At 60.0% G+C, this 15,858-nt stretch carries 16 protein-coding genes; 2 read left to right on the forward strand and 14 right to left on the reverse strand.

Annotated elements, in window-relative coordinates; translation table 11 throughout:
* Positions 1 to 8: 8 nt before the first annotated feature.
* The 5 genes from JOE29_RS12015 to JOE29_RS12035 are packed head-to-tail and all read right to left on the reverse strand — an operon-like array spanning position 9 to position 4,471.
* Positions 9 to 1,118, reverse strand: a complete 1,110-nt coding sequence (locus tag JOE29_RS12015; RefSeq protein WP_074954320.1) for an SDR family oxidoreductase — start codon at positions 1,116 to 1,118, stop codon at positions 9 to 11.
* Between the two features lies 1 nt (position 1,119).
* Positions 1,120 to 1,587 (reverse strand): SRPBCC family protein, encoded by a 468-nt coding sequence (locus tag JOE29_RS12020; protein WP_003410412.1) that lies wholly within the window; start codon positions 1,585 to 1,587, stop codon positions 1,120 to 1,122.
* 12 nt (positions 1,588 to 1,599) lie between these two features.
* Complete coding sequence (locus tag JOE29_RS12025) at positions 1,600 to 2,856, reverse strand: aminotransferase class III-fold pyridoxal phosphate-dependent enzyme (protein WP_057406190.1); 1,257 nt, start codon at positions 2,854 to 2,856, stop codon at positions 1,600 to 1,602.
* The gene (locus JOE29_RS12030) at positions 2,853 to 3,404 is read right to left on the reverse strand and encodes a DUF6031 family protein (protein WP_057406191.1); all 552 of its coding nucleotides are present in this window, start codon (positions 3,402 to 3,404) and stop codon (positions 2,853 to 2,855) included. Before JOE29_RS12030 ends, JOE29_RS12025 begins: the two co-directional genes overlap by 4 nt.
* The gene (locus tag JOE29_RS12035) at positions 3,401 to 4,471 is read right to left on the reverse strand and encodes a DUF6001 family protein (RefSeq protein ID WP_016568120.1); all 1,071 of its coding nucleotides are present in this window, start codon (positions 4,469 to 4,471) and stop codon (positions 3,401 to 3,403) included. Before JOE29_RS12035 ends, JOE29_RS12030 begins: the two co-directional genes overlap by 4 nt.
* A gap of 551 nt (positions 4,472 to 5,022) precedes the next feature.
* Between JOE29_RS12035 and JOE29_RS12040 the strand changes: the two genes are divergently transcribed.
* Positions 5,023 to 6,138 (forward strand): type III PLP-dependent enzyme, encoded by a 1,116-nt coding sequence (locus JOE29_RS12040; protein WP_058446139.1) that lies wholly within the window; start codon positions 5,023 to 5,025, stop codon positions 6,136 to 6,138.
* Positions 6,139 to 6,162: 24 nt separating this feature from the next.
* Entirely contained in the window at positions 6,163 to 6,498 is a 336-nt protein-coding gene (locus JOE29_RS12045; protein WP_016568118.1) for a multidrug efflux SMR transporter, read from the forward strand.
* 28 nt (positions 6,499 to 6,526) lie between these two features.
* Here the strand turns inward: JOE29_RS12045 and JOE29_RS12050 are convergent, their stop codons facing one another.
* The 9 genes from JOE29_RS12050 to JOE29_RS12090 all read right to left on the reverse strand — a co-directional run bounded on the left by JOE29_RS12050 (position 6,527) and on the right by JOE29_RS12090 (position 15,592).
* On the reverse strand, positions 6,527 to 7,324 hold the full coding sequence (locus tag JOE29_RS12050; RefSeq protein WP_058446137.1) for a phosphodiesterase: 798 nt from the start codon (positions 7,322 to 7,324) through the stop codon (positions 6,527 to 6,529).
* A 104-nt stretch (positions 7,325 to 7,428) separates the two neighbouring features.
* Entirely contained in the window at positions 7,429 to 8,016 is a 588-nt protein-coding gene (locus JOE29_RS12055; RefSeq protein WP_103362374.1) for a peroxidase-related enzyme, read from the reverse strand.
* Positions 8,016 to 8,543 carry a CMD domain protein gene (locus JOE29_RS12060; RefSeq protein ID WP_103362375.1) on the reverse strand — a complete coding sequence of 176 codons (528 nt, stop codon included), beginning with the start codon at positions 8,541 to 8,543 and terminating at the stop codon, positions 8,016 to 8,018. The genes JOE29_RS12055 and JOE29_RS12060 overlap by 1 nt, the downstream gene beginning before the upstream one ends.
* A 70-nt stretch (positions 8,544 to 8,613) precedes the next feature.
* Positions 8,614 to 10,179 carry an ABC transporter substrate-binding protein gene (locus JOE29_RS12065; protein ID WP_103362376.1) on the reverse strand — a complete coding sequence of 522 codons (1,566 nt, stop codon included), beginning with the start codon at positions 10,177 to 10,179 and terminating at the stop codon, positions 8,614 to 8,616.
* Positions 10,180 to 10,230: 51 nt separating this feature from the next.
* Positions 10,231 to 11,244: an ABC transporter ATP-binding protein gene (locus tag JOE29_RS12070; RefSeq protein ID WP_122255242.1), complete on the reverse strand. Its 1,014-nt coding sequence runs from the start codon at positions 11,242 to 11,244 to the stop codon at positions 10,231 to 10,233.
* Positions 11,234 to 12,247, reverse strand: a complete 1,014-nt coding sequence (locus JOE29_RS12075) for an ABC transporter ATP-binding protein (protein WP_044312836.1) — start codon at positions 12,245 to 12,247, stop codon at positions 11,234 to 11,236. The genes JOE29_RS12070 and JOE29_RS12075 overlap by 11 nt, the downstream gene beginning before the upstream one ends.
* Positions 12,244 to 13,164, reverse strand: coding sequence for an ABC transporter permease (locus tag JOE29_RS12080; RefSeq protein ID WP_003395516.1), 921 nt, complete (start codon positions 13,162 to 13,164; stop codon positions 12,244 to 12,246). Before JOE29_RS12080 ends, JOE29_RS12075 begins: the two co-directional genes overlap by 4 nt.
* Positions 13,161 to 14,135, reverse strand: a complete 975-nt coding sequence (locus JOE29_RS12085; protein ID WP_210079547.1) for an ABC transporter permease — start codon at positions 14,133 to 14,135, stop codon at positions 13,161 to 13,163. Before JOE29_RS12085 ends, JOE29_RS12080 begins: the two co-directional genes overlap by 4 nt.
* Positions 14,132 to 15,592: an NAD(P)/FAD-dependent oxidoreductase gene (locus JOE29_RS12090; RefSeq protein WP_024648395.1), complete on the reverse strand. Its 1,461-nt coding sequence runs from the start codon at positions 15,590 to 15,592 to the stop codon at positions 14,132 to 14,134. Before JOE29_RS12090 ends, JOE29_RS12085 begins: the two co-directional genes overlap by 4 nt.
* Between the last annotated feature and the right edge of the window lie 266 nt (positions 15,593 to 15,858).

The raw sequence follows: 15,858 nt of genomic DNA on the forward strand, positions 1-15,858 counted from the left end.
AGGGCCTGCTAACCGTGCATTGCCGCCGATTTCGCGACAAGCTTGTCCAGGCTTAGCCGCGCGTCGGGCGCATGAGCCAGCCAGTAATCCACCGCTTTGGGTAAAAACACCTCCGCGCCGGGTGCCGGGTTACGGACATTCAACGGTGGCCTGACCAGATCGCTTTCGGCGTACACGCCATAGATTTGCAACAGGCGCTCGAAATAGCGGAAATCCCGGGTCGAAATACCTTCGGGCCGCCATGCGACCAGCGAGCGCTTGAGGAATGCCCATTGGCGGCTGCGCAGGATCGGTGCCGGGGTCAAGGGCGCAATACCCGCTTGCTGCCGAGCATGGTCGACGCGCGACTCGATGATGCGGATCACCTGCTCATAAGGCAGGCGTGCATCCCCCGCCGAGGCGACGACCTCACGTGCTTCGCCACCGGCCACGCAATGACTGACCAGATGGATCAATTCGTCCACCACCCAATCGATAGGCACCAGATCGAACAACCCCTGGCGATTGCCGACCAGAAAAGGCGGCGCAAAGGAATTGATAAAGCGAATCAGCGGGTACAGGCCGTGAAAACGACTGATTGCACCATCGCTGGTAGCGCCAATGACCAGGCTGCAACTGAACACGGAAATCGGCATCTGCGTGCCGAAGGTCTCACGCAAACCACGCTCTGCGGCTGCCTTGCTTTCCTCGTAACCGTTGCGATAGGTCCAGCCTTCACAACGGGTGAACGCTGTGGACACATAAATGAAATGAGGCTTGCGCACCAGCCTCTGGACAAAGCCGCAGAACAGCTGCGCACCTTCGACATTCAACTCGTGCATCTCGTCGAAGGTCTTGTCCCAGGCCACATCGGCAGCCAGATGGACTGCTGTGGCGCACTCGATAGCGGGCAGCGTGGCGGCGAGCGCATTCAGGGACTCGGCGTCTGTAAGGTCGGCGATTTGGCAGTCGAGCCGCGAGCGGCTGTGCTCAGGCAAATCCTGCAGGCAGCGACTGGCCGCCTGCGTGGAACGGCACAAGGCGATCACATGCGACGCCGGATGCTGACTGAGCCAGTCACGCACGAACCAGGAGCCCAGCGCACCGCTGGCCCCGGTGATGATCAATGTCGAGCGCATATCAGCAGCCCCCTGCCGCAACCCGCTGATGACGGCGAGCGAGCAGTTGATTGCGTATCCCGTCCAGCATCTGAACGTTGTTGGCGCGAATCGCCCGTTCACCGATCGGGTGCAGGACTTCGGCCAGCGACGGGATGCCGAGGTCGAAGGTGACGTTCAGGTCAACGTGCAAGCCGTCTTCGCGCTGGATCAGCAGCCACTCGCCGTACCAGACCTCAAGGTCGCCATCGGTCTGCTTGAACTCAATGCGTTCGTCCGTTACCAGCCAGTCCTGCTCGGTCCAGGTCAGCTCGCTGCCATTGATCAATACGCGCCACGTACTGGAAACGTATTCACTTTGCCGGGGGTGAACGATAACCTCGAGCACATCGCTCATGAAGTCGGGATAGCGAGCGAAGTCCGAGAGAATCGGCCAGACCTCGCCAGGCTCGAAGTCGCCGAGAAGAACACTGGTTGATACATCAGGCATAGGAAATCTCCGTCATTGAATGGAGCGATAAGCCGCATCGACGGCATCACAGAAACTGTTGATGCCTTGTTCGAGGTGGTCTCGGGAGATGGTCGCGTCGGGATAGACCCGCAGCACGGAGGTTGCGCTCAGGCAGAAAGCCAGCAGCACATTGCGCTGCGCGGCCTCGATCAGGGTCTGCGCCACGTAGTTGCTGGAGGTGAATTCCACCCCGATCATCAGGCCGCTGCCACGCACTTCAGCCACGGCAGGACAGTCCTGTAAACGCTCACGCAGGATGCTCATGGCCACCTGCCCCAGCTCGTTGACGCGCTGACAGAATGAGGGATCGCTGACCACGTCAAGCACAGCGTTGACCACGGCTCCCGCCAGCGCGCTGCCAGCGTAGGACGAGGCATGTACGACCGGATCACGCGCGGGTGCACCGAAACGGCTGCTGTCGTAAATCGCGGCAGCCACTGGAAACACACCGCCGCCCAGGGTTTTGCCAAATACGACGATGTCGGCGGGCGCGCCGCAGATCAGCGATCCGCTGCGCCCCAGACCGGACTGAATCTCGTCGTGGATCATGAACGCGCCATGTTCGCGACACAGACCGGCAAGTTCGCCCAGAAAATCCAGGTCGACCGGCCTGATTCCGCCCTCTCCCTGAACCGGCTCGGCGATTACTGCGGCAATATCGCCCTCTGCCAGCGCATGGCGTGCAGCAGCAAGATCACCGGCAGCAATGAACACGACATCTTCGGCATGCATCAGCGCAGCGTGCCCGCGATAGCCATAACTGACCGCAAGCGCGCCACTGGTCCGGCCATGGTAGGCGTGGGTCAATGCGATGACTCGCCGCCGGCCGGTCTGCATGCGCACCAGCTTGAGGGCTGCTTCGATGACCTCAGAACCGCTGTTGCCGTAAAGCACACCGTTGCCCGGACGGCCGACACACCTCACGAGCCGCTCGGCGGCGCTCAGACTGGATTCGTTGGCCAGTATCCGGCTGGAAAGCCCCAGTGATGCGACCTGTCGCGTCAGCGCAGCCACGACTTGAGGGTGCCGATGGCCCAGCAGGTGCAACCCGAAGGAACCGAAGTCCAGCCAGCGGCGGCCGGTGTCATCGGTTATCCACGAACCTTCGGCCGAGTGCTCGGCTGCGGTAAGACCGGCCATGCGCAACATAAGGCCTTGTTCACGGCCAAACACCGCACCGTAGCGTTCGACGAATGAGGATTTGCGCGCAGGTACGCTCGCCGGCGCGGTCATGACATGACTGTTCATAGAGACCTCATCAAAGGTGCCAGAAAGGCAGCATCCCCACCTGCCAGGCGGCAGGAGCGGTCCCAGTCGCGCAGGGTTCGCAAAACCTGACCCTGAGTGCCAGGCAGCAAGGGGTTGAACAATTTCCCGGGAAAGGCTTCCAGCAGTTCCTTGAACAGTTCGATCAACCGCTCTGCTTCAAGGTCTTGACCTACAGCACTGTCAGCGGGAACACCGAGCCATTCGACGGCGACGGGGCCTGTGTGGGCAATGACGTCGGTCAGACCGTACTCGCTGAACAGCGCGAACTGGTGCAGCTCGTTCGGGGTATCGGCACCGGCGAGTCGGCAGTCGATGTCGACCATCAGTTCGGCCAGCTTGATTCTCAGCGCATCCACCACCAGCGGCTCGTCTGCCGCGCCTTCGAGGTCTTCCAGGTACGCCTCAAGCTCGGTCATGAGCAACCAGGCCACCGATATCAGCTTTTGCGTGTAGGGGCCCGCCGGGTATACATAGCCGCCACCGAGCCGGGGAAACCACTGGCGAACGGCTTGTGTGCTGGCAATCATGCGTGTGCTCCCTGCATAGGGTGTTGGTCCTTGAGTGAGAAACTGACCAGCCCCGCCCGTGCGGCGCGCAGAAAACACGCAGCCACTTCCCGGGATTGCTCGGCCAGATCGATCGGGCGGGTGCTGTGCAATTCCGGTACATCCACATGCGTCAACAGGGTCGCCTGCTGATTGCCGGTGAGCACGAAGTCGACCCCCGGCAAAAACCTGCTGGCGGCGGAGCGCTCGATACCCGGCTTCAGCTCGGCGTAAGCGGCCTCGCAGGCGAACGTCTGCTCGGCGAGTTGAGTCAATTCACAAAGCTGCATGAGGTCCGCGCCCTGCAATCCACTGCCACAGGCCGGATAGGCGCGTTGCCACAGTTGCCCGATGGCATGTGCAAGGCCGTCGTCAGTCAGCATGCCGTGCCTGTTGAGCGCGTGGTCCCAGCGCAACAGCGTCCACTTGCGATTGGAGTTGACCCAGCCGTGGCTGGCCAGCGTCGCGTTCATCAGAAACAGTGCGGCGTTGCAGGTATAGGCGGCGGCCGCGCGGTATTCGCCACTGCGCCAGGCCAGCACCGAGAAGCAGGCACTTTGGCGAAAGTCATCGAACGCCGCAGCAGACCAGATCGAGCTCAAGTCCTTCTGGCTGTCCAGATAAGGCAGTGATTGATCGGTCGACACTGCACAGACCAGACGCTCCAGGTACTTTCGCGACACCGCCTGCTGCTTGTCCCACTGCTTGAACGCAACGAGTTTCTGGGCGGTGCTTTTGTGTGCGTCCGTCGCCAGTTGGGAAAACGCGTTGTGAACTTCTTCGCGGGCAAACGCCACCACTTCCATATGGTGTTCATTGTGGTAAATCTGCGAGGCCATCGATTGATCGGACTGCCGATCATCGGTCACACATATCAAATCTATATCACTGGCCGCGTTAGCGATGCCATGCACTGGAGAACTGCTGATCAGAGCCAGTTGCGCATCGGCATACTGGCGTTTTACAACCTCTTCCAGTTCGGAAAAAGCAAGTTGGCGCGTGGCCAAAAACTGCTGAGCATTGCCTGAATAAAAAGCACGAAAGTCCATGTATACCTTCCACTCGATAACGGTGACTTCATTGGGGCTGCTATTCGGCTTGCCGAGCAGCCACCTGCCTGATCCATGACCATGAATTACTTCGTCGTCGTTAACACGAGCGCTGATGCAATGGAACAAGCCCCATTACTTCACGATGGGTACCCAGCAAGTGGCGTGCCACCGCTATTGATGATCGTGTATTGGCAAGGCGTCAGATAATCGCCAACGCGGACCCGAAGCGTTAGCGGCCGATTGCCAAGCCTTTAAATTCAATGATTTTTTTGCGATCAGGCAGTGAATATGACAACTTTAATATGTGTATCAAATTATTTATAAGCCACTTTTAGAAATAGCAAAGTGCTATCTATGTTTATTATTTATATGCCGACAATTACCTGCACCATAGCGATTCGAACACTTCAAAATCGCCCTGTTTTGGTGGGGCGTCTTGTATACATGTTTATTAAACCGTTCTCGTTAAGTTGTTCAACCACCTGATAAAGTGATGGCACGAAGCTTGCTCGAAACTTACTCGCACTTCTCAATCAGGGGCGTTCAACGTGGACACACTTTTTGCACAATTAGCCGATGAGACTAACGACACCTTCTATACCGTTGACCCACAATGGATCACCCGAAATGCGCAGCAATTCAGTGACTGTTTTCCAGGTACCGTGCTGTATGCAATGAAGGCCAATCCACTCGCGCAGGTGCTTGAAGCCTTGAGCCAGGGAGGTATCAATCATTTTGACGTGGCGTCGCTTGCCGAGGTGCAGACGGTACACAACACGCTGCCCGACGCAGTTCAGTATCTGATGAATCCAGTGAAATCGCGCCACTGCCTGCACGAGGCCTACTATCGATATGGCGTGCGTTCATTTGTGCTCGACAGTGAAGAGGAACTCTTGAAGTTGCGGGACGTACTGCCCGAGCGCGACAGCACGATCAACCTGTTCGTACGCTACGCGCCCTCCGAGTCGACGGCGGTTTACGATCTCAGAGGCAAATTCGGGGCAAGCCCGGCGTTGGCGACGCAACTGGTGCATCGAGTGGCTTCCAGCACTGACTGGTCACTCGGGCTGTCATTCCATGTCGGCTCACAAGCCATTGAAGATGGCCCGTGGCTCGCGGCCCTCGATGACGCCGACGCCATCGTGCGTGACACCGCCCAGCATGTCAGGCATCTGGATATCGGTGGCGGGTTTCCGGGCAATTACCTGAACTCAATGGGTAACACGCCGGAGCTGGTTGGCAGAGTCTGCGAGCACATTCAGACCAGCCCGACATTGAAGGATCTGAACCTGATCTGCGAAGCGGGTCGTGGCCTGGTCTACGGCGGCATGTCGCTGTTTGCACGGGTGCTTTCAAGACGTGAGCACAGTGTTTTCTGCGGTGCCGGTATTTTTGGCGGCTTGCTCTCAGCCCAGCAATGGCTGCAATTTCCCGCACGCGTGTGGCGAGACGCCACCCCTTACACCGGTGCAGCGGAAAACACCTTCAATATCTTCGGCCCTACGTGCGACAGCATGGATCGCCTGGCTTTCCCCTACACGCTCGCCAGCGATATCAGGGAGGGTGACTGGCTGGAGTTCCAATCGACAGGCGCTTACTCGGTGTCCTTGCGTACCCCGTTTAACGGGTTTTACGCCGACCGCGTCATCTCTCTCCCATCCTGAATGCCTGAAAAGCGATCTGCCGTCATGCTCATAAAAGCTTATATGTTCCTCCTTGCAGGTATCGTCGCCGAAACAGTAGCGACCATTGCACTCAAAGAAAGCAACGGCTTCACACGCTGGGTCCCGGTCATTGCCTCGATAGCAGGCTATGGCCTTGGGATCGTGTGTCTGGGGTATGCACAACGGGACTTGCCCATGTCACTGATCACGTCCATGTGGTCAGGACTGGGCATTACCCTGATCACCGTTATTGCAGCGTTTCGTTATCAGCAGGTGCCCACATTGATGGCCATTGGCGGCATCAGCCTGATCATCGCGGGCATCATCCTGGTCAATTTGGCCAAGGAGCAGGCGACCTGACAGCCTGCGCTGTCAGGGTCATCCCCGTTCAGGCGAAGTCAAAAGGCCCTTCGAAGCGACCTATCGGCACCCAATGGGTGATCAGGCCCGTGTCGGCTTTCCAGTGATGCAGCAGAAATGCAGGCGGTTCGACATAGGAAGCGTCGGCAGCCTCGGGGTGCAGTTGCAAGGCGATGGCCGTCGTCGTGCTCGGCGCCGTACACATCAGCGCCCCGCCGAAGCGCAGTTGCATGAAGCGATGAATATGCCCGCAGACGATGCGCTCGATGGCCGGGTATCTGCCGACCACCTCTGCCAGCCGCTCGCCCCTTTCACAACGGTACGCATCGATGTAGGGAATGCCGCTTGAAAACGGAGGCTGGTGCATCATGATCAGCGTCGGCTTGTCCGGCTCCAGCGCCAGTGTGCGATCCAGCCACTGGGTAGCAGTGTCGGTCATATCGCCGTGATGCTGATCCGGGACGCTGATATCCAGACCGATGATGCGCACCGGCGCAGAACCCGAGTAGACGAAACTGCAATCCTGGTCATTGATGAAGTAGTCGTGCTCGGGAAAAGCGTCGCGCAGGTTCTGCCGATGATCATGGTTACCCGGTATCATCAGCAGTTTTTGCCGTAGCGGTTGCAGCAACTCCCGGGCCATCGCGTACTCTTCGGGCCGCCCCTCGTCCACCAGATCACCGCTGAATACAATCAGATCGGGTGTTGGGTCGAGGGCGTTTATGGTGTCGACGGCGGCGGCCAGCATGGCGTTGGAGTCCACCACGCCTTGATAGAGTTGCCCTCTGGGCCGTACATGTGTGTCCGAAATGTGTGCTATCAGCATTCCATTACCTCAATCGTGTCCGGGTCGCGTGTTCACTTGTGCAGTGAACCTGCAACGACCGGGCCAGACTGCACCTCAAGCACTGGGCCTGGCCGCTGCCACCCTCACGCCTCGGGAAACACCGGCTCCCCCAGGTTGAGCATGAGCCGGTTGGCCCAGGCGAATATCGAGATGGCGTGAATCAGGTCCAGCACCTGTGTCTCGTCCAGCCCCTGTTCGTGTAGCGCCTGGATATGCCCGGCGTTGAGCGAAGCCGGTTCAAGCGTCAGGTCGATGGCGAACTGCACGATCGCTTTTTCACGTGCCGTCGTGCCCGCCGTTGCGGGGTCGGCAAACACCTGGGCGATGACGTCATTGCGTTTGGCCAGTTGTTCAAAGCGCTGCGCATGCACCGACGCGCAATACACGCAGCGGTTAATGCGCGACACCACCGTGCTCGCCAGCTCTCGCTCGGCGCGCGACAGGCCGCCGGGTGCGTACATGATTGCGTTGAACGCCTGAGAGCGCTGGCGAAGAATGTCCGGATGATGGGCCAGTGTCAGGTAGTAATCCGAGGTCTTGGCTTGCGGGTGGCTTTCTTCAAGCACAGCGACCTGCTCGGCGCTCGCGCTGTCGAGGTCCACGGTGGGCAACCAGGCTTTCCAGCCCAGCACCTGATTGGTGAAACCTTCAATTTCTATGAGTTCGCTCATCAGGCTGCTCCGGCAGACTTTAAAGCACCCAGCCCTGCGGCCAGACGCACCTGGTAGGACAGAAAAGCGATCAGTTGTGCCAGTACCACAATTTCAGCGGTGCTCAGCCCCTGATGTTGTAGCGCCTGCAATGCGCTTTGATCGCCGTGTACCGGAGACTCGATCAAGGTCCTGGTAAAGCGCAGGATCGCCGCCAGGCGTTGATCCTCCAGCAGATCGATTTGGCTGGTGTCCACATTGGCCAGCACGTTAGCCTCGGCGCCTGCCGCCTGCAATTGCGACAGGTAATACCCGCTCAGGGTCGGCTGCGCGCTCAGCAGCGTTGCGTAATAAGCCACCCAGAGGCGCTCGTTCAGCGACAGGTTGTGCGCCAGCGCCGGGTCGAAAAACAAGTCCTGACTGCCCTGGGTTGCCAGGGCCACCTTGTCTCGCGCATGGCGAACCGCGTGCAGCGGGCTGCCCGGTGCGATGCCCAGCAGGCTGTCGAGCACGTCCGGTATCGTTGAATGTTCAGTGGTCGATGTCATGAAAGGTCCTGCGATGCTGTGGTTGCATTCGCGCAACCGCTCGCAAAAGCGGCGCGTCAATGGAAGATAATCAAGGCTGCTCGGTGACCATGATCGCTGCAGTGCGATCGCTGACCAGTGGTTCGACCTTGAGGCCTTTGCGCGCTGCCCAGATGTTCTGGTAATGGAACAGCGGGATGATGCCGACGTCGTCGCTGACAATCTGCACCGAGTCCTGGAGAATCTTGCGCCGCTTGGCCTCGTCGAATTCGGCGGTTGAGTCAGCCAGGGCTTTGTCCACCAGCGGATTGCTGTAATGGCCCCAGTTGGAAGCGCCCTGCCCTTTGCTGTTATCGACCGTGGTCAAAATATTGGTCAGGGCATACGCCGCTTCGCCGGTGCCATTGCCCCAGGCAATCACGCTGATCGCCAGTTCATTCTTGTTGGCCTTGCCCGCGTACACCGCCCACGGCAATACCTCCAACTGAACCTTGACGCCGATCCGTGTCCAGAACTGCGCCACCGCCTGCATGACCTCCGGTGCCTGCGGATAACGGTCGCCCGGCACATGCACAGTCAGTTGGAAGCCTTCAGGAAAGCCTGCCTGCGCCAGCAGATCCTTGGCCTGCTTGACGTCATAGGGGATATTCTTGATCTGCGGGTTGTAACCGAACGTGTTGGCCGGCATCCATTGATTGGCTTCGGTGACGGTGCCTTGCATGATGCGTTCGTTGATGGCCGGACGATTGATCGCCAGGGACAGCGCCTTGCGCACACGTACATCCAGCAGCGGGTTTTCGGCCAGCGGCTTGCCCGCATTGTCGCGAATGAACTCGTTCGGGCCAGCACGGAAACTCGGCTGAATGATCAGCGCACGCAATCCCTGATAAGCGAAGACATTGACGTTCGGCGTTTTGCGCAGGCGCGCCACATCGGTAGGCGATACCTTGTCGATCACATCGACATCGCCCGCCAGCAAAGCCGCGGTACGGTTGGCGGCGTTGGCGATAAAACGAAAATCAACCTTGTCCCAGGTCGATCTGCCACCCCAGTAATTTTCATTGCGAGCGAATATCGTGCGATCGCCCGGCACGAACGAGACAAACCGGTAAGGCCCGGTGCCGATCATCGCCTTGCCCGAGTTGTAATCGGCGCTGCTGGCTGCCGCACCGGCGTGGCGACTGACGATATAGATCGAGTCGATGTCCGGCAGCAGATTGGCATTGGGCGAACGGGTCTTGATGATCAGCGTGTGATCGTCCTTGGACTTGATCGATTCAACGGTACGCATGGCACCTGCGTAAGAAGCCACGCTGCCAGGTACGCTGCGCGCGCGCTCGAAGGAGAAGACCATGTCATCAGCCGTCAGCGGCGTGCCATCCTGCCATTTGACGTCATCACGCAGGGCGAACTCCCAGGTGGTGTCGTCCACGACCTTCCAGCTCTTGGCCAGACCTGGCAAGGTCTTGTCATCACGGCGGCTGACCAGCGACTCGAAGGCATGCAAGGCTACCGAGCGGTCTCCGGCATAGTTATTGAGCTGTGGATCGAGGGACGAGACCGGGTCGGCGTAACCGATGCGCAAGTCCTGTGCAGTGACACTGCCGGCGGCCAGCAAGAGGGCCGACGCCAGCAACGAACGAACGAGTGGTTTCATGGGTAATTCCTTGTACGCAATGGCAGAGGGTGACGGGCTTGAGCTGCCCGTTCAGCGTTGGTCATTCAGGTGACAGGCGCTCTGGTGATTCGGCGAAACCTCCCGCAGCGCTGGAGCTTCCTCGCGACAGCGCGCCATGGCGTGCGGGCAGCGAGGGTGGAAATGACACCCTGCAGGCGGGTCAAGCGGGCTGGGGATTTCCCCTTGGATCGCGTCATAACGGGTACTGCGAATATCGAAGCGCGGGATCTGCGCCAGCAAAGCCTGGGTGTACGGGTGATTGGCCCGCGCGAACAGGTCATCGACCGAAGCGGTCTCGACCACACGGCCCAGGTACATCACGATGACCCGGTCGCAGAGGTGCTCGACGACGCCCAGGTCATGGCTGATAAACAGATAGGTCAGGCCCAGCTCGTCGCGCAGGTCCATGAACAGGTTGAGGATCTGCGCCTGAATCGACACGTCCAGCGCCGCCACCGACTCGTCGCACACCAGCAGTTCCGGTTGCACCGCCAGCGCACGGGCAATCCCGATGCGCTGGCGCTGGCCACCGCTGAACTGATGCGGATAGCGCTGGCGCAATTGCGGGCTGAGCCCGGCACGCTGCAATTGCGCACTGACGTAATCATCTGCGCCCTTGCGGTCGGTCAGGCCGTGCAACAGTGCACCTTCGCCGACGATCCGGTCGACCCGCAGGCGCGGATTCAAACTCGATGATGGGTCCTGAAAAATCATCTGCACTTTCAGGCGCAGCGCCTTGCGCTCCTGCGGGGTCAGGCTCTCCAGCGGTTTGCCGTCCACCAGTGTAGTGCCTGAAGAGACCGGCAGCAGACCGGCAACCATGCGCCCCAGGGTCGATTTGCCACAGCCTGACTCGCCCACCAGCCCGACCACTTCACCGCGCGCAATGCGCAGATCGACACGATCCACGGCATGGGTCACCGGTTTTGCACGGGTAAGGTGCAGCCGTTGCAGGAGCCCCTGAGCGGAGCGCTCATCCACGGGCTTGCCGAAGGTCTTGCTGACCTGATGCAGCTCGATGAGGGGAATCTGATCACTGGGCATCGGCCGCTCCTGGATGAAAACAGCGAACCGTCTGGCCCGGTCGCGCCTCGTGGGGTTGAGGCTCCTGTGCACAAATCTGCGAGGCTCTGGGGCAGCGCGCCGCGAAAGCACAACCGACCGGCATCGACAGCAGGTCGGGTGCCATGCCCGGGATCTGCCGCAGGCGCTGGCCGCGCTGATTGCGACTTGGCAGGCTGTCGATCAGCCCCTGTGTATAGGGATGCTGCGGACGATCCAGGACATCGGCGACCGGCCCCTGCTCGACGATGCGTCCGGCGTACATCACCGCCACATCGTCAGCCAGCCCTGCGATCACGGAAAGATCATGGGTGATCCAGATCAGTGAAGTGCCCTGCTCGCGCACCAGCTTCTGCACTTCACTGAGAATCTGCGCCTGAATGGTCACGTCCAGCGCGGTGGTCGGCTCATCAGCGATGATCAGGTCCGGTGCATGCAGCAGTGCAATGGCAATTGCCACCCGCTGGCGCATGCCGCCGGACAACTGATGCGGATAGGCGCGCAAACGTTCTTCCGGGCTGGCGATGCCCATCAGCGCCAACGTGCGGCTGGCATGTTCGCGGGCCTCGCGCTTGCGCAGCGGGCTGTGGGCTCGTACGGCCTCGATCATTTGCGTATCGACCCGCAGCACCGGGTTGAGGGTCATCATCGGGTCCTGAAAGATCATCGCTACCCGGTTGCCCTGAATGCTACGCAGTTGCGAGGCGGACAGTCTGGTCAGATCGCTGCCCTTGAACAGCACCTGGCCACCGCTGATGCGCCCAGGCTCATCGACAAGGCCGAGGATCGAAAAGCCGGTGACCGACTTGCCCGAACCGGACTCACCGACCAGACCCAGAATGCGTCCCGGCTCTACGCGCAGTGACACATCGCGCACCGCCGGCAGCACCCCGGCGCGGGTATGAAACGAAGTGCACAGGTTGCGCACATCCAGGGTCGGCTGTTGGACTGCGTCAGGCACAGACGACATTTCAGGCAGGCTCATCGCTGTAACCTCGGGTTCAGGACATCGCGCAAACGGTCACCGACCAGATTGATCGCAACGATCGTGATCAACAGCGCCAAGCCTGGGAACAGGCTGATCCAGTATTCATTGCTGAGCATGTATTGAAAGCCGTTGGCAATCAGCAGCCCCAGCGACGGCTCGGTGACCGGCACGCCCAGGCCGAGAAACGACAAGGTTGCTTCCAGTGTGATAGCGCGGGCGATCTGCAAGGCGCCGATCACGATCAGCGGTGGCAGGCAGTTAGGCAGAATGTGACCCACCACAATACGCAGCGGCCCCACGCCCTGCCCGCGCGCCGCATCGACGTATTCACGGCGGCTTTCGGTCAGCGCCTGACCGCGTGCGGTGCGCGCGTAATAGGCCCATTCGAGCAAGATCAGAGTCAGCATCACGTTGCCGACACCCTTGCCCAGCCAGGCAAGAATCATCAGCGCCATGAGAATCACCGGAAACGACAGCAGCAGGTCGACCAGACGCATCAGCAAGGCATCGAGCCAGCCGCCTACATACGCAGACACCAGCCCGAGCAGCGTACCGAGCACTGCCGCAATCAACGCCGAGCCAATGCCGACCCACAGGCTGATGCGCAGGCCATAGATAATCGCCGAGACCAGATCGCGGCCCTGCCCGTCAGTGCCCAGCCAATAGGTGTAACCGCTGTCGCCATTGAGGCTGCCAGGCGGCATGCGCGCGTCCATGACGTTGAGCTGCATCAGGTCGTAGGGGTTCTGCACCACAATCCATGGCGCCAGAGCTGCAACCAGCACAATGAGCAGCAGGACCACCAGGCCCGTCACCGCCGTGGGCGAGCTGAAGAACTCGGTCAGCACTCGTCGCCAGGGCGACTGGGCCTGCAGCAGCGTGCTGCCGATCGGGGCTTTTTCAATGACATTCATCGGGATGCCTCGATGCGCACGCGTGGGTCCAGCAAGTAATACAAGCCGTCGACGATCAGGTTGAGCACCACGAAAATCACTACGACCACCATCAGGTAAGCGACCACCACCGGGCGATCAAGTATGTTGATGCTGTCGAGAATCAGCTTCCCAGCACCCGGCCAGGCGAAAATGCTTTCAGTCACGACGGCATAGGCGATGGTCGACCCCAGTTCCATGGCCAGCACCGTCACCACCGGAATCATGGTGTTGCGCATGACGTGCATGCACATCACACGCATCGGTGACAGCCCCTTGGCCCGGGCGAATTTGACGAATTCCTGGGGCAGCACTTCGCGCACGCCTGCACGGGTCAGGCGCAGCACCAGGGAAATCTTGAACAACGCCAGGTTCAGCGCTGGTAATAACAGGTGCTGCAAACCGTCCAGCGTCAGCCATGACCATTGCACACCCAGCCACTCACGGGTTTCGCCGCGGCCGCTGGCCGGCAGCCAGCCGAGAGTGATGGAGAACAGCATGATCATCATCAAGGCCACCCAGAAGGCTGGCAGCGAGAAGCCGACAATGCTGGCGGCCATCATCAGCCGGGACAGCGGATGCTCGGGGTACATACCGGCAAACATGCCCAGCGGCACACCGATGACCACCGCCAGAAACAGAGCACTGAACGCCAGCTCGAAGGTTGCGGGCAAGCGCTGCAGAATCAGGCGCATGGCATCCTCGTGATACACGAAGCTTTGCCCCAGATTGCCGTGAACCGCGCCCTTGAGAAAAATCAGGTACTGCTGCCACAGCGGCTGGTCCAGTCCCAAATGCGCGATGGCCTGCAGACGCTCGGCCTGATTGAGGTCTTCACCGACCAGAATGTCCATCGGGTTGCCGATGGCATTGAGGCCAACGAACACCACCAGCGTCATCAACAGAACGACCAGCAACGATTGAGTCAGCCGACGCAGCGCCCAGCCGATCATTGGCGCAGCTCTGCAGCGCTTGGCTGGCTGACCACCCACTCATCGCCCAGCAGCTCCGGCTCCGCGTAATCGAGCATGGTGTCGAAATGCAGGTCGATGTCCTCGTTGAACAACTGCCCGACCAGGGCATGCGCCAGACGTTTGGAACCCTCGCTGATGGCAGGAATGTCCCCGGACACCGCGCCATAGCTCAACGCGGCCGGATAACTGAAGCAGTGAATGTGGTTCAGCCCCGGGCAGGCGCCTGGGGTCTTTTCCTGAAATTCAAAGCAGTTGCCCAGATCCGGCAGCACAGCCAGCTCAGCATCGGTTTCGCCGCTTGGTGCTTCGAAGCGATCCTGCCAGACACGGATCTGCGCAGAGAATGGTGCAAACTCCGGGCGCTGCCGGAAGTCGGTGCGAAACCCGGTGGCAAATACCACGAAATCTGCCTCGATACGTGCCTTCGGCGTATGCAGCCAGACGCCTCCGGCAGCGCTCTCTTCGACGGAAAGCACCGGGCTGTCGAGCATGAACCGCGCCTTGCCGGAAGCGGACACTCTCAGCGTACTGCCGCGCGGTGGTGGCACTTGCTGGGTATTGAGGTAATGGCGAATGCGCCATTTCCAGATGTCCGGCAGGCGCCAGTAGCCATGCACCATGCCGGGATTACCGACGCCCTTGCCTTTGTTGATACGCGGCAGCTCGGCGCGCCGGATCAGCAGATCGACCCGCGTTGCACCAGCCTCCAGCGCCGTGGCGGCGCTATCCATCGCCGATGCGCCACCGCCAATGACCGCAACGCGTTTGCCGGCGAACCAGCTGTCCTGCAAACCCGCCGCCGAATGCGTCCACAAGTGCTCCGGCAACTGTCGGGCAAAATCCGGCACCCAAGGACCGCCCAGACCGTCACGCCCCGTAGCGAGCACCACATGGCGGGCCAGCAGAAATCGCGTCTGTACCGGCGTGACGACGTCCAGTTCAATCAGACCGTCCGCTCTGGGCGCTACCCGGCTAATGCGGTGCTCATTGCGTACGTCCAGTGCCAGCACCTTGCGATACCAGCGCAGGTACTCGGCCCATTGCAAACGTGGAATCTTGTCCAGCAACGCCCAGCCATCGACACCAAATTGCGCTTCGTACCAAGCGCGAAACGTCAGCGCCGGCAAGCCCAGCGCCGGCCCGGTCAACTGCTTTGGCGAGCGCAGGGTTTGCATACGCGCCGTAGTGGCCCAAGGGCCTTCGAAACCCGCTGGTGACTGATCGAAAATGACCGCCGCTACGCCGAGATTGCGCAGCTCTGCGGACAGGGCAAGACCGGCCATGCCTCCGCCGATGATCGCCACGTCGAGCACGGCCTGCCCTGCGCTGATCCTTGGCTTGACCCAGGGTTTGGCGGGCAGATCCAGCCAGGCCAGATCCTGCTGCAAACGAGCTTCCAGAGCAGCCAGGCCAGCGGGTGCATTCACATCGGACATTGATCGGTACTCGAAAAAATGATCGGGCCACAAGCCCGAGCCTTGATTCAAAGCACTTCAAGAATCATTCCAATAGTGTGATAAATGAATTCTTGAAGGCTTTGAATGCTTAATTCGAATAGTAGAAGCCGATTTTTATTCTCGCAACGCGCAAAAAAGCATATTTATATTCCCGAATAGAATATTAGTGGGCTTTGCGCGCTGTAAAACAAAGCGTTACCCAAGGTATTCATGGATGCGCTGAGTCCGATCTTCAGTCTTGCGCA

This window comes from Pseudomonas sp. PvP009 (assembly GCF_017832995.1).
Taxonomy (GTDB): domain Bacteria; phylum Pseudomonadota; class Gammaproteobacteria; order Pseudomonadales; family Pseudomonadaceae; genus Aquipseudomonas; species Aquipseudomonas syringae.

Excerpts from the sequence above, each read along its gene's own strand:
- JOE29_RS12035 (WP_016568120.1), bottom strand. The coding sequence starts at position 4,471 with ATGGACTTTCGTGCTTTTTATTCAGGCAATGCTCAGCAGTTTTTGGCC.
- JOE29_RS12020 (WP_003410412.1), bottom strand. The coding sequence starts at position 1,587 with ATGCCTGATGTATCAACCAGTGTTCTTCTCGGCGACTTCGAGCCTGGC.
- JOE29_RS12090 (WP_024648395.1), bottom strand. The coding sequence starts at position 15,592 with ATGTCCGATGTGAATGCACCCGCTGGCCTGGCTGCTCTGGAAGCTCGT.
- JOE29_RS12080 (WP_003395516.1), bottom strand. The coding sequence starts at position 13,164 with ATGAATGTCATTGAAAAAGCCCCGATCGGCAGCACGCTGCTGCAGGCC.
- JOE29_RS12085 (WP_210079547.1), bottom strand. The coding sequence starts at position 14,135 with ATGATCGGCTGGGCGCTGCGTCGGCTGACTCAATCGTTGCTGGTCGTT.
- JOE29_RS12030 (WP_057406191.1), bottom strand. The coding sequence starts at position 3,404 with ATGATTGCCAGCACACAAGCCGTTCGCCAGTGGTTTCCCCGGCTCGGT.
- JOE29_RS12060 (WP_103362375.1), bottom strand. The coding sequence starts at position 8,543 with ATGACATCGACCACTGAACATTCAACGATACCGGACGTGCTCGACAGC.
- JOE29_RS12065 (WP_103362376.1), bottom strand. The coding sequence starts at position 10,179 with ATGAAACCACTCGTTCGTTCGTTGCTGGCGTCGGCCCTCTTGCTGGCC.
- JOE29_RS12055 (WP_103362374.1), bottom strand. The coding sequence starts at position 8,016 with ATGAGCGAACTCATAGAAATTGAAGGTTTCACCAATCAGGTGCTGGGC.
- JOE29_RS12070 (WP_122255242.1), bottom strand. The coding sequence starts at position 11,244 with ATGCCCAGTGATCAGATTCCCCTCATCGAGCTGCATCAGGTCAGCAAG.
- JOE29_RS12045 (WP_016568118.1), top strand. The coding sequence starts at position 6,163 with ATGCTCATAAAAGCTTATATGTTCCTCCTTGCAGGTATCGTCGCCGAA.
- JOE29_RS12025 (WP_057406190.1), bottom strand. The coding sequence starts at position 2,856 with ATGAACAGTCATGTCATGACCGCGCCGGCGAGCGTACCTGCGCGCAAA.
- JOE29_RS12075 (WP_044312836.1), bottom strand. The coding sequence starts at position 12,247 with ATGAGCCTGCCTGAAATGTCGTCTGTGCCTGACGCAGTCCAACAGCCG.
- JOE29_RS12050 (WP_058446137.1), bottom strand. The coding sequence starts at position 7,324 with ATGCTGATAGCACACATTTCGGACACACATGTACGGCCCAGAGGGCAA.
- JOE29_RS12015 (WP_074954320.1), bottom strand. The coding sequence starts at position 1,118 with ATGCGCTCGACATTGATCATCACCGGGGCCAGCGGTGCGCTGGGCTCC.